Raw genomic sequence first — 13558 nt, 5'->3', positions numbered from 1 at the left:
ATTCACAAGCATCAAATTTACCAGTAGGCAAAAGCAAAACCACATCTTATGACCACAGCAAATAACCATAAGCAACTGGTGTACACGGTTAAAGAGCTATGCCGAATGTGCTACACTTGCGTAAGGGAGTGTCCGGCAAAGGCCATAAGAATTTATAATGGTCAGGCCGAAGTGATATCAGACCGATGCATTGGTTGTGGCAACTGCATAAAGGTATGTAGTCAGGATGCCAAAGTGTTTTTACAAACCAGGCAAGATGTTAAAACCCTACTAAAATCGCACCCCAACGTGGCCGCCATAGTTGCACCCAGCTTTCCGGCTGAGTTTTCAGATATCCCTAACTCGCAAACTTTTGTGGGAATGCTAAGGGAAATGGGGTTTCATCACGTTTTTGAGGTGGGTTTTGGTGCCGATCTGGTGGCACACCAGTACAAAAAGTTGCTGGATAATCATAGCAGTGGCTACATATCGTCCGACTGTCCTGCAATAGTAAACTACATCAGATACTACCACCCCGAGCTTACCAACAACCTTATGCCCATTGTGTCGCCCATGGTGGCTATGGCCAAAGTGGTTAAAGCTATATACAGCGATGCCAAAATTGTTTTTATTGGACCATGCATTGCAAAGAAAGACGAATCGGACGAGGTAGATATAGGCTTAACCTTTAGGGAGGTAAGAGCCATGTTCGATAGCCTGGGGATCTTGCCACACTCCGTTACACCAGCCGATTTTGAAGAGCCAAGGGCAGGTAAGGGAGCCATATTTCCAATAACAAGAGGGCTAACCCAAACCATCAATATAAGTGACGACATGCTGGAAAGTAAGGTAATTGTTGCCGATGGCCGTAAGGGTTTTCAGGATGCCATAAAGGAATTTGAGGACGGATACTTAAGCAACCATTACCTCGAGCTACTTTGCTGCGAGGGATGCATAATGGGCCCAGGGATGAGCCCCGAGGGCAAACGATACCAACGACGCCAGTACATCAGCAATTACGTTCAGCAAAAGTTTAGCGTCGAAGAGGTAGCACGCTGGCAAGAAAATCTTGATAAGTTTAAAGACATAGACCTTACTCGGTTGTTTAGCCCCGGCGACAAGCGGTTGCCTTTACCCGACGAGGAGGAGGTGAACAGAGTGTTGGCATCTATGGGGAAGTTTACAACCCGCGATCACCTTAACTGCGGCACCTGTGGTTACGAAACCTGCATTGAGCATGCAATAGCAATTGTGGAAGGGCTGGCCGAAGTGGAGATGTGCCTTCCCTACACCATCGAAGAGCTGCATGAGACTATTGAGGATTTGGCCATTACCAATAAAAAGCTAGCCCAAGTGCAGCAGGCCCTAAAACATTCGGAGAAATTGGCCCATATGGGACAACTCTCGGCAGGCATCGCGCATGAACTTAACAATCCGCTTGGGATTATACTCATGTACAGCAATATCCTGCTTGACGAGCTCGAAGATGCACACCCACTCAAGAACGATATGAATCTTATCTCGATACAGGCCAAGCGATGTAAAAAGATTGTAAGCGGGCTACTCAACTTTGCTCGTAAAAACCAGATTAAGGTTGAGGATGTTGAGGTGAAAAAGCTAGTAGAAGACAGCCTCCTTTCAGTAATAATTCCCGATAGTATTCGAACAGAGGTCACCTGTAGCAAGGACTCCATTAGAGCTATGCTCGACTACGAGCAAATGATTCAAATGCTTTCAAATCTTATAAAAAATGCAGTAGAGGCCATGCCTAGGGGTGGAAAGGTTGAGGTTGATGTTACAGAAACTTCAGACGATATTGTAATTAGAGTAAAAGACTATGGTGTGGGCATACCCCCCGAAAATATTGATAAACTTTTCACACCATTCTTTACTACCAAAGGAATTGGGCAGGGCACAGGTTTGGGATTAGCTACAATTTATGGCATTGTAAAAATGCACAAGGGAAGTATTGAGGTCGACTCCAATACCGACCACAGCAAGGGGCCAACTGGCACCACTTTTACAGTAAAAATCCCCAAGAGCCTTGAACCTACAAGTGAATAATTAGCATGATACCAGACATAAAAATTATATACGATGAAGAATCAAAAAACAATCCTACTGGTTGACGACGATGTAGACTACTTGTTTCAGATGAAGTTGCAGCTTGAGCGATTCGGTTTTAAGGTTGTTATGGCCGAAAGCCAGAAGGAAGCAGAAGGGCTAATGTCGATAATTAAGCCCGATTTGGCCATCTTCGATCTCATGCTCGAGAGCGAGGACAGCGGTTTTATCCTATGCTACAAGATGAAGAAGAAGCACCCCGATGTGCCTATCATTTTGGCCACTGCGGTTTCAACCGAAACCGGATTCTCATTCGGAATCGGATCGGAGGATGAGCGCAAGTGGATTAAGGCAGACCTTTACCTTGAGAAGGGCATCCGCCCCGAACAGCTACAAAACGAGATCAACAAATTGCTAAAGATATAGTATGGAAACCCTTGAGGTACTAGTGGTTGATGATGAGTTTGGCATTCGCTCTGGTATAACCCGAATTCTACGTAGTTTTACGGTTAGCTATCCGTTTATGGACGATGACATTGACTTTAACATAACAGAAGCAGCTACAGGCGAAGAAGCTCTAGAGATAATAAACAACAAACCACCCGATATTGTACTACTCGATAACAAGCTGCCTGGCATACAGGGCGTAGAGGTACTGGAGTACATTAACAATCATCAGCTTAAATCGTTGGTGATAATGATAACATCTTACGCTTCGCTAGATTTAGCAGTTAAGGCCACAAATGTAGGAGCATACGATTTTGTACCAAAGCCGTTTACACCCCAAGAGCTTAAGGCCTCAATGGAGAACGCAACTAAGCATCATTTCCTGAGGCGAATGACCCGCAAGCTCCGTAAGGAGGGAAAGCAAGTTCGTTTTCAGTTCCTAACGCTACTTTCGCACGAGCTAAAAAGTCCGCTGAATGTGATTGAGGGCTACCTTAGGCTTATGCATGAGCGCCAGGCTGGCGATAGCATTGCCAGCTACGATAAGATGATAGACCAATCGCTGGCTAGGGTAAAATCGATGCGAACCATGATTATGGATCTTCTTGACCTAACTCGTATTGAATCGGGTGGAATGCAACGCTCTCTCCGAGAAATTGACCTTTGCCTTGTGGCCAAATCGGCCATCAGCACCATGATGCCCTTAGCGGTTCAGCAAGACATTGAAATTGAATTCAATGAGCAGGACTCTGTTCCCTACAACGCCGACTCCGAGGAGATGGAGATTATATTCAACAATCTAATATCCAACGCCATAAAATACAACAAAGCGAACGGCAAGGTGGTATGTAGCGTGACGATGGAGCCTAAGTATGTAGCGATTAAAATATCGGATACCGGTATTGGCATTGCACAGGAAGACCTACCCAAGCTGTTTATGGAGTTCTCACGCATCAGAAATGCACAAACCAAGGAGGTTAGTGGCAGTGGGCTAGGACTAAGCATCGTTAAACGAATTGTTGATCTGTATGAGGGGAAAATTGAAGCTGAAAGCACACTTGGCGAAGGTTCCAGCTTTTCAATACATCTCCCAATTAAAGTAAACTAAAGTAATAACACATCTGGAAAACAAATCGTTGGCTAGTCGTAGTAGTTAATTGTTAAATGACGTAACAGATTAAACCCATTTTTTATACTTTTGTTAAGCAATTTGGTTGATCAAAGAACTAACAATACACCTCGATGAAACTACCCGAAAAAACCGTTGAGCGCCTTAGCGAATATCGCCGTACCCTACTTGAATGCCTAACTAAAGGAAAAAACCATATATACTCACATGAACTTGCCGGCCTACACAACATCACCGCCGTTCAGGTTAGACGCGACTTGATGCTAATTGGGTACTCGAGCATGAAAAAAAGGGGTTACGATGCCCAGGAGCTAATTGAGGTAATTGGCAAGCTGATTGACCACCCCGATGGGCTAAATGTTGCCGTTATTGGTATGGGGAATCTGGGACGTGCAGTTACAACATATTTCACAGGCAAAAGGCCAAAGCTAAATGTGGTAGCAACATTTGATGTTGATGAGAATAAGGCTAATCGCGTAATCTCAGGAGTGAAGTGCTACCATATCCGCGATCTTGATGCCATTATTAAGGAAAATAAGATTGGCATCGCCATTATTAGCTCACCCCCAGACACTGCCGTTTCCATTACCGAACTACTTGTGGCCTCGGGTATAAAGGGGATCCTTAATTTCACCACTACCCCGCTAATGGTTCCCGACAATGTTTTCCTTGAGGAGTACGACATGATTACCTCCATGGAAAAGGTGGCGTACTTTGTTAAAAACATTGACAACAAGTAACTCTTCAAAAATCAAAGACTAACGTTTCAATCATGACACGCAAAGCGTTTGCTGTACTATATTTACTTTTTGCACTTCTTCCAATTGCTGCAAAATCGCAAGATAGCAAGTTCTTAGTCTCGGGCAGTATAGGTTTTTCAGTCACCGATAGTTACCATATTAGTGGATTTGATACTCACGGGAAATCCTCCTTGCTGGTTACCAATGGAAGCATCACTTTTGGCTACTTTGTGTCGGAACAATTCATGATTGGGGCTAGCATTTCGCACCAGTATTCAAGCTCTAAATACTCCAGCACTTACTACTCAAATTCTAGTAACTCAAGCAATACGGTTTCGCCGCTATTCCGCAGATATTTTAACTCTAACCTATTTACTCAGGTGCAAGTAAATTTGGGTGCAATTACCATTAACTACGCCCCAATCCCTGATAGTGAGTACGAAACAATTAACAAAACCCATAAAACCATTTATGGTTTGGGAGCAGGAATTGGCTACTCCCTAGAATTAAGCGAAAGCATTAGCATTGAGCCTAAAGTGTTATACCAAATAAACAGGCATAATTCAAGCCTAAGCAGTATGCCCGACGAAATTAAATTAATTGTAATCTCTGAAATTGGGCTAGTGTTCAGGTTCTAGTGGTTGAGCACCCTTAGTAGTTCGCTTTTTATCTCTGTATATTTTGGTGCCGATAAATCTCTACTAAAAAGCGAATCTGTAATGGTTTTATGGGCAACAACCTCAATTGGGGTTTGGTTAAAAACCACAATATTATGCCCAAGCATCAGCGCCTCATCAACATCATGGGTAACGAAGATTACGGTACGCTTATCGGTTTGCCAAATGCGGCTAAATGAGCGCAGCAGGCTCATCTTCAGCTTCACATCCAAGCCCTTTAGGGGCTCATCCATAAGTATCAAATCCGAAGGATAGGCAAAAGCTCGTGCTATGGCCACCCGCTGGCGCATGCCACCACTAAGCTGGCTTGGGTAGTAGCTGGCAAATCCGGTGAGTTCAACCAGCTTGATAAACCTGCTGGCAATGGTTTGCCTTTGGGTTTGGCTATAGGAATTGCGTAGCACAAATTCGATATTCTCCTGCACGGTTTTCCATGGTAGCAGACGGGTATCCTGAAAAATATACGATAATACCTTATCGTTAAAACCAACCAAGTTACCTCCGCTGGGCTCTACTAATCCTGCAATAATATTTAGCAGAGTGGTTTTCCCTCCACCCGATGGGCCAAGGATACAGGTTATTTCGCCCTCGGCAATATCGAGATTAAAATTGCTGAACAGCAAAAGGTCATCGTAGCTTTTATGTAGATTCCTAATTTGTAGTCCCATCGCTATCCCCTCCAAACTACTATTCGTTTCTCCGTTAACCTAATAATACGCTCAAAAATGTAGCTAAGCAGTACGGCGATTATGGTCCAGGCAATTACCGCATCAACATTCAAAAAGGTTTGTGCCGAGTGCATTACAGTACCAATGCCATATCGTGGTTGGCTAAGCACCTCGCCAATAATAATGGCGCGCCAGCCAATGCCCATGGCGCTGGATGCTCCGCTTATTATAAATGGCATGATGGCTGGAATGTAAACCTCGCGAACTATTCGCAGCTTTCCAATTCGGTATACCTGAGCCATTTCAACCAGCGATTTATCAACGCTCCTAATCCCATCAATTGTATTAGTGCAGATAAAGGGAAACATGGTGAGGATGGCGATAAATATGGGAACCGAATTGGCATTGAGCCAAATAAGCGCTAAAAGAATTATGGCGATAACGGGTGTTGACCTAAGCACAACCAGAATTGGCTTTAGAAAGGCATTAAAATCGTTGCTTATACCTGCAGCAATACCTAGGCTAACTCCAAAAACCAACGAAATGGCAAAGCCAAGTAATCCCCTTAATATGGTCGCTCCAACCACAAGCAAAAATTGGCTTTCGCCAAATAGGCTAAGTGTTTTTACCAGCGTATCCTCGGGGTGAGGCAGAATAAAATCGGAATCGAAATGCGCGGCCAACACCTTCCACAGCAGAAGCATAAAAGCAACAGCTGCAATGCTAATCCATTTGGTTCTACTGATAGAAATTCTCATTGGGCAACCTCCCTCCTACTATATCGGGGTTCATGTGGTAAAAAACATTCAAGTACGATTGTATCTCATTTTGAATAGTGCTAGCCCTTACAAAATTTAGGTTTGAACGTGGAATAGAATTCTTTGCCACCGCAACGTTAGGAAGTATATTATACTTAACAATTAGCTGCGCTGCACTATCAGGGTTCTGATTCACCCATTGGGTGGAATGCTCGTAACTTTTTAAAATCCTATCAACTAGCTCCTTGTTCGAATTAATCAACTCACCTTTAGCCATAAAAGCAGTTTGTGCTATGGGCATATCCATAATTTTTTGCCACTCGGCATTTAAATCGAATAGAGCCTTAACATGGCTATTGCGCTCCATAACAAGGCTTACCAGTGGCTCGGATATTACGCCCAGCGAAGCCTGACCAGCAGCCACAGCGTTGGCCAAATCGATATGTGTTGGAAAACGGTAATCGAGCCTAACGTCAACCTCAGGGTCTATGCCATTTTCAATTAAAAGATGTTTGAATAGCACATCGGGGGTCATTCCCTTACCCATCAGGTTTATGGTTTTTCCCCGTAGCATATCCCATTGGGTTATGGTGGAATCGGTGCCAAATAGGTATAGAGTGCCCCAAACGGGAATGGCAATTAGCTTGTAGTCAATTCCCCTGTTGTAGAGTATGGCGGCCATTGTGGTGGGAAGAATGGCAAAATCGGCGGTTCCATCTATCATCATTTTACGCACCTGAATGGGCTCGTTCAAAATCTCAACCTTAATGCTATTGTCGCTTACCTGGCTTAAACTATCAATAAGTTTTATCATCCCCATCGACGATGGCCCCTTTAGGGTAGCAATGGTTACATAGTCTTTGGATTTTGACTTTGAATTACAACCCAAAAACATAGTACTAGCCAACAGGAATAATATGAATGCAATTCTCATCGAATGGGGTTTTGTAGTGCAAAACTAGTTAAATGAATTTAATAATTGGCTAAGAGTATGGGATTGGATTTATACTCCAACCAAGCTTAATAGATAACAATAAGCCAAATCATCAATAATATGCTAACAAACATTTTGCAGTACAACAAATAAGGTGTACTTTTGTTATCAGATTAACAGACAATCTACAGGCAACAACTGAGAGGCGGATTTTGCTCCAAATCAAGGTTTTAACAACAATTATATCAATCTAATCCGGAGGTACTCTGATGGAAAAGAGAGTTGGAACTGCACTTATTCTGGTTGAAAGTCGTGAAAGCATTCAGCAGCTAAACGACATTATCTCACACCACTACCAAATTATTATAGCTCGCCAAGGGCTGCCCCGCAGCACTGGACAAAGTGTTATTTCGCTTGTTCTTGAAGGTACCACCGACGAAATTGGTTCTCTTACCGGTCAGCTAGGCCGCTTAAGGGGCATCCAAGTTAAATCGGTACTTTTAAAGAACACGCAGCATGAATAGATTTTTACTTTTTGCTTTAATTAGCATTGCGGCCTTTACACACAAGGCCAACTCTCAGGAATTTAAATTTCAGGGAACAGTTATCGACTCCGTTTCGCAGCAGGCCATCGAAGGGGTTGCCATTCAGGTAGTACCAGCAAATGCAGTAGGTAGAACATTTACCGCTACAACCAATGCCAACGGCAGGTTTACGCTTACATTACCTACCTACAGCTACCAGTTTAACCTAAGCATAATTGGCTATTCTCAAGTTCAACAGGTACTGGCCATATCAAACGAGACAGAAAAAACCTTTGAACTCACACCTCTACCCTTCTCGCTTGGCGAGGTGGTGGTATCGAGTTTTAGAGTAAACCGAAGCGTTAAGCAACTACCAACACCATTGGCTGTGGTTGGCAAGTACGATTACCAAAAGCACTCGGGCATAACCCTATCGAACGTTCTGGCCAACGAGCCCGGCATTGCCGTGGGTGGCGATGGCGTGTGGGCCACCAATATCAACATAAGAGGCTTTGCCGAAAACCGGCTGGTTACCCTAGTTGATGGCTTTAGGGTTGAAACAGCAACCGACCTTACCGCATCGCTATCGATGATTGATGTAAATGATATTGAGCGGGTTGAGGTTATCAAGGGAGCTCAGTCGGTGCTATATGGCACGGGCGCCATGGGGGGCATAGTGAATATTATTACCAAGGATGGTCATTTTGCCAGTCAGCCCTATATCAATGGGAATATTATTGGGGGTTTTGCCTCTGCCAACAGTAGCTACTCTGGCTACGCCAGCGTTAATGCGGGAGCAGACAGGTGGTATATTAAGGCCAACGGAACCTACACCGATGCCCAAAACGTTACCACACCAAAGGGCGAACTACCCAACAGCCAGTTTACCGCCAATAACCTATCGGCAAAGCTGGGATTTAAGCCTGCAGATAACCATATCGTTAAAGCACAATTCCAGCGCTACTGGGCTACCGATGTGGGAATCCCAGGTGGTAGCGCATTTCCTGGTCCAGCCACTGCCAGCTACAGCGATATTGGCCGTCAACTTTTCTCGGCTAGCTACGAGGTAACTAGCGTTTCGAATACCCTTTCATCACTAAAGCTAAGCTATTTCAATCAGTACATACTTCGCGATGTGCTGCTATTCCCAAATATTGTTACCGAGGTTCCCGTTCCCATTGGAACTCAGCGTACCACCCCACAATACTTTACTCCAACAGGCGAGCACCTGACCAATGGGTTACAGCTGCAAAGCACTTGGAACCTAGGTGAGAACAACACCCTAATAGCTGGTATTGATGCTTGGGAGCGCAACCTACGTACCCAACGGGAAAAGTATATTATGGTTGAAGTTTTTAGTACAAGTGGCGACCTAATGGTAACCAACAACATTGTGAGAGGCGAAACCCCTACCCCCGAGTCGACCTTTAGTACAGCAGGGATTTTTGTGCAAAACGAAAGCCGATTGCTCGATGATAGGTTAACCCTTATTTTAGGAGGTAGAGCCGATGGTATTAGAACCAAAAACGAGCAGAACTTTGATGTTGACTACCTAATTATAAACGGCAATAGAAACGACTCGCCACCTAACCAGCGAACAACCTTTGAGGCAGGTGAGCAAACACTTTTCTCGTGGAGCGCTAACGCTGGAGTTCTTTACAATGTAGCAACCGATATTGACCTGTCGGCAAATTTGGCCCGTTCGTTCAGAGCGCCATCGCTTGAGGAGAGTTTTAAGTTTATCGACCTTGGTAACCTTGTGCTTTTGGGTAACCCATCGCTTAAGTCCGAAAGTGGCTATGCCTCCGATCTAGGACTTAGGATCTGGAAACAAAACGTTACTGCACAGGTTGGAGTTTTTGCCAACTGGATTGATAATATGATTGTTGAAACGCCAGGCGAATATATCTACACCATAAACACAGGCCCAATGGAGGGCACAGTGGATACTCTCCCCGCTTTGGTAAATGCCAACGTAAGTAAGGCCCGACTTTATGGTTTCGACCTCAAGCTGCAGTACAAGGCAACAAGGAGTTTGGTAGTATTTGGTTCAGGAGCATATGTTAGAGGAGAAGATACGGAGGCTGCCACTAATCTCCCTCAAATTCCGCCCCTAAGCGGAAGGTTTGGGTTGCGTTACAATATCAACAGAATTGGTAACGTGGAGGCAAGCGTTTTTGGTGCAAGTAAGCAGGATAAGGTTGCAGAGGGCGAAACCACAACCGATGGCTACCATAGGATTGACATGGCCGTAAGCACCAACCGCTTTAGCGTTGGACTATCTAAAGTTCAACTATTTGCTGGTGTGGATAACCTCACCAACAACAGCTACACCAACCACCTATCCACCAACAGAGGCGCCATAAGCATTGAGCCCGGGCGAAACATTTACGTTAGGGCTAGCATCTCATTCTAATAGTATAAAGCCACTTTGCTATGAAATTTACTCCAGAGAAATACCTTATAGCCGACGAGCCAATGAAGCCCTTCATTGACCCTGCCGAGATATGGAATTACATTTACAGCACCGAATCGACTCCAGAGCGGGTGCGCGAAGTTATTGCCAAGGCATATAGTAAGAAAAGGCTATCGCTTGAGGAAACTGCCGTGCTGGTAAACACCACCGAGCCAACGCTTGTGGAGGAAATTCTTAACGCAGCACGCGACCTAAAGGAGAAGGTGTACGGTAATCGCATTGTGCTATTCGCACCGCTGTACATTGGCAACAAGTGCACCAATAACTGTTCTTACTGCGGATTTAGAGCATCGAACAAGGACGCTGTGCGTGTCACTCTATCCGATGATGAGATAATAAAAGAGGTTGAAGCCTTGGAGGATAATGGTCAGAAGCGGCTTATTCTCGTTTACGGAGAGCATAAGGACTACTCGCCCGAACATATTGCCAACAACGTGAAATTGGTTTACGGCATAAAGAAAGGAAACGGGGAGATACGTCGTGTGAACATAAACGCTGCGCCGTTGGATATAGAAGGATTTAGAACCGTTAAGGATGCTGGTATAGGTACCTATCAGGTTTTTCAGGAGACCTACCATCCCGAGGCGTACGCAAATTACCACCTAGGTGGTAAAAAGCGCGATTTCGATTGGCGCTTAACCAGCCTCGATCGTGCACAGGAAGCAGGGCTCGATGATGTAGGCATAGGCGCCCTGTTTGGCCTTTACGACTGGCGCTACGAAGTTTTGGCTCTGGTCCGCCACACCAATCACCTTGAGGCTTGCTACAACGTGGGGCCACACACCATCTCATTCCCACGCATTAAGGATGCAGCATCGATAAATACTCCGAAGGAGTATGAGGTGAACGACAAGGATTTTGTGAAGCTGGTTGCCATACTTCGCCTTGCCGTGCCCTACACCGGAATGATCCTTACTGCCCGCGAGTCAGCTGCAGTTAGGCGGGAGGTTATCCAGTTTGGGGTATCGCAAATTGATGGCGGAACGAAGTTGGAAATGGGCTCTTATTCAAAATCTAAAAACGAGGAGCAAAACCTTAACCGCGAACAGTTTATGATTAACGACAACCGTTCGCTGGGCGAGATAATCGAAGAGCTGATTGAGCACGAGAGTTTGCCCTCTTTTTGTACCGCCTGCTATCGCTTAGGCCGCACTGGCGAGCACTTTATGGAGTTCTCTGTTCCCGGATTTATTAAGCGATACTGCACACCCAATGCACTACTTACGTTAAGTGAATACCTAGTGGACTACGCAACTCCACAAGTACAGGAAAAGGGCTGGAAATTGATTGATAAAACTTTAGATAACCTCAACAATCAAGGCAATCCTGTGGAGATTAGGCGAAGGATTGAGAGGATTAAGCAGGGCGAACGAGATTTGTACTTTTAACTACTTGTCCATATCCCAAGGTTCTCTTTCATCGGCAAAATGCCGAATGGCAGAGTATACCAAATCAACAATCTTAGCCATACCACTATACGATAGCTTTTCGGGAGTATCGGAGGTTCTGTGGTAATCGCTATGCAGACCAGTGGTTAATATGTACGAAGGTAGCCCCAGCTTATCGTAATGATAATGATCGGATAATGAGTATACCGAAGACCCCGGAAGGGTTTCGGGATCAATTGATAGAGTAGAATCCCTATTCACATTTCTAAGGATATTGGCAAACGATTCTATTCTATTCTTGCCATTAAGGTACAAGTGCAACTTATCAGCATCATTCCTTGATGGCCGCCCCACCATATCGATATTGATAAAAGCAACCGTACTATCGACACAGAATAGAGGGTTAAGCGTGAAATGCTGGGACCCCAACAGGCCAATTTCCTCAGCTGTAAAGCTGGCAAACACAATATTTCGAAAGGGTCTGTAGCCATTCTGATAATCGGCAGCAATTAGCCGAGCCACCTCAAGCATAACGGCTGAACCTGAGACGTTATCGTCGGCACCGGGATACCACCTGTCTCCAATGGGTTCAAGATGATCGAGATGTGCCCCAACTACAATGTTTTGCTGAGTGATTTCTCTAGCAGGTATATACCCCACTACATTTTGCGTAGGAAACATATCAATATCACCCTCTAAATCGAATGTAACATACGATTTGCTAAGCTGAAAATTGAGGGAACTATCCTCACCCATCTTATCTAGCAAATCGCGTGGTGAATTGCCAAGGATAGTCTCGGCCAGCTTATTGGAGATAAAAACTATGGGTTTATTGTTCCTTGAGCTGGGCATATACGATCGAATAGGGTTCTCAATGTTCAGATCGATGCTGTAGTTTGCTAGGGACTTACTCGCACTTACATTTTTCGATATTTTATAAAAATCGTTATTATCCTTAGGGTTAGCAATTAGTACCAGTTCGCAACCTGTTTCCTTCACAAATCTTTGAATATTGAATAAGGACAAGCCCAACTTATCGACAAAAACTAGCAAAGCTTTTCCTTTCAGATCCATATTATCAAAACCATCCTCGTTAAAAACACCTCCAAACACAACCTCAATGTCCTTTTCCTTTGGTGGCAACTTGCCGGTATAGGCAAAATCTTCATTGAAATAAAAAACGCTATCGCCAACGGTAAGCCTCTCGGTTGCCCGAATTGTGTTGTACACATTGAAACGCTGCGAGTAGGTGGGTTTACCAAAGGTGGGCAAGCCCTTTAAACTATAAGTTGAGAAAAGGGAGTCGACATACCGTGCTGCCAAAACATCATGCCCCGTTAGGGTGCTGCGCCCCATTAGCGCAGGTGAACACAAGTACTCTACGTGGCTCCGTAGGTTTTGCTCAATGCCATCAACAATTTGAACAGTTTGAGCAATTGCCGCACCGTTGAGCCCAATTAGCAGTATGCCCACTAATATTTTAACCGATATCCTATTTTTGAAAAGCATCAATAGCATTTGTTTTATGTACCCAACCGACATCGAAATGCATAGCAATAATACCCTATGGCGATTATCCATATGCATAAAGCAGTGTTAGGCGATCTCAAGATGTTTGTTTTTCCAATGTCCTTTATCAAAGTTAGGAATTTATATGGTTATATTTCGAAGCTAATCAAAAATTTCTGTAAATTTGCGGGGTATTACACAAGCGTTTATGAAAGAACTAAAAGTAATATCGGTACTTGCACTGCACGTGTATCGCAATATCAAA

At 44.4% G+C, this 13558-nt stretch carries 12 protein-coding genes; 8 read left to right on the top strand and 4 right to left on the bottom strand.

Going from position 1 to position 13558, the window contains the following annotated elements; all coding sequences use genetic code 11:
* The first annotated feature begins 48 nt into the window (after positions 1 to 48).
* The 5 genes from G8O23_RS01995 to G8O23_RS01975 all read left to right on the top strand — a co-directional run bounded on the left by G8O23_RS01995 (position 49) and on the right by G8O23_RS01975 (position 4997).
* Positions 49 to 2043, top strand: coding sequence for a [Fe-Fe] hydrogenase large subunit C-terminal domain-containing protein (locus tag G8O23_RS01995; protein ID WP_166361230.1), 1995 nt, complete (start codon positions 49 to 51; stop codon positions 2041 to 2043).
* Between the two features lie 33 nt (positions 2044 to 2076).
* A complete protein-coding gene (locus G8O23_RS01990; protein ID WP_166361228.1) occupies positions 2077 to 2469 on the top strand; it encodes a response regulator in 393 nt (130 codons plus the stop codon).
* A 1-nt stretch (position 2470) separates the two neighbouring features.
* Positions 2471 to 3598, top strand: a complete 1128-nt coding sequence (locus tag G8O23_RS01985; protein ID WP_166361226.1) for a sensor histidine kinase — start codon at positions 2471 to 2473, stop codon at positions 3596 to 3598.
* 134 nt (positions 3599 to 3732) lie between these two features.
* Entirely contained in the window at positions 3733 to 4359 is a 627-nt protein-coding gene (locus G8O23_RS01980) for a redox-sensing transcriptional repressor Rex (RefSeq protein ID WP_166361224.1), read from the top strand.
* A gap of 32 nt (positions 4360 to 4391) precedes the next feature.
* Positions 4392 to 4997, top strand: coding sequence for an autotransporter domain-containing protein (locus G8O23_RS01975; RefSeq protein ID WP_166361222.1), 606 nt, complete (start codon positions 4392 to 4394; stop codon positions 4995 to 4997).
* Here the strand turns inward: G8O23_RS01975 and G8O23_RS01970 are convergent.
* The 3 genes from G8O23_RS01970 to G8O23_RS01960 are packed head-to-tail and all read right to left on the bottom strand — an operon-like array spanning position 4994 to position 7396.
* Positions 4994 to 5704 carry an ABC transporter ATP-binding protein gene (locus G8O23_RS01970; RefSeq protein WP_166361219.1) on the bottom strand — a complete coding sequence of 237 codons (711 nt, stop codon included), beginning with the start codon at positions 5702 to 5704 and terminating at the stop codon, positions 4994 to 4996. The two genes, G8O23_RS01975 and G8O23_RS01970, sit on opposite strands and share 4 nt — an antisense overlap.
* A gap of 2 nt (positions 5705 to 5706) precedes the next feature.
* Complete coding sequence (locus G8O23_RS01965) at positions 5707 to 6462, bottom strand: ABC transporter permease (RefSeq protein WP_166361217.1); 756 nt, start codon at positions 6460 to 6462, stop codon at positions 5707 to 5709.
* The gene (locus G8O23_RS01960) at positions 6443 to 7396 is read right to left on the bottom strand and encodes an ABC transporter substrate-binding protein (protein WP_166361215.1); all 954 of its coding nucleotides are present in this window, start codon (positions 7394 to 7396) and stop codon (positions 6443 to 6445) included. The genes G8O23_RS01965 and G8O23_RS01960 overlap by 20 nt, the downstream gene beginning before the upstream one ends.
* A gap of 269 nt (positions 7397 to 7665) precedes the next feature.
* Between G8O23_RS01960 and G8O23_RS01955 the strand changes: the two genes are divergently transcribed.
* From G8O23_RS01955 to hydG, 3 genes are read left to right on the top strand one after another with little or no spacing between them, the layout of a single operon-like run.
* Positions 7666 to 7920 (top strand): TM1266 family iron-only hydrogenase system putative regulator, encoded by a 255-nt coding sequence (locus tag G8O23_RS01955; protein WP_166361213.1) that lies wholly within the window; start codon positions 7666 to 7668, stop codon positions 7918 to 7920.
* Positions 7913 to 10336: a TonB-dependent receptor gene (locus G8O23_RS01950; RefSeq protein ID WP_166361211.1), complete on the top strand. Its 2424-nt coding sequence runs from the start codon at positions 7913 to 7915 to the stop codon at positions 10334 to 10336. The genes G8O23_RS01955 and G8O23_RS01950 overlap by 8 nt, the downstream gene beginning before the upstream one ends.
* A 20-nt stretch (positions 10337 to 10356) precedes the next feature.
* Positions 10357 to 11784: a [FeFe] hydrogenase H-cluster radical SAM maturase HydG gene (gene hydG, locus G8O23_RS01945; RefSeq protein ID WP_166361209.1), complete on the top strand. Its 1428-nt coding sequence runs from the start codon at positions 10357 to 10359 to the stop codon at positions 11782 to 11784.
* Here hydG and G8O23_RS01940 read toward each other — a convergent pair whose 3' ends face one another.
* On the bottom strand, positions 11785 to 13293 hold the full coding sequence (locus tag G8O23_RS01940) for a M28 family metallopeptidase (protein WP_166361207.1): 1509 nt from the start codon (positions 13291 to 13293) through the stop codon (positions 11785 to 11787).
* Positions 13294 to 13558 lie beyond the last annotated feature (265 nt).

Origin of the sequence: Perlabentimonas gracilis, assembly GCF_011174675.1 — a bacterium.
GTDB classification, from domain to species: domain Bacteria; phylum Bacteroidota; class Bacteroidia; order Bacteroidales; family Tenuifilaceae; genus Perlabentimonas; species Perlabentimonas gracilis.
Note: the sequence above shows the minus strand (reverse complement) of the source record. Positions and strands in the feature narration are given on the sequence as shown.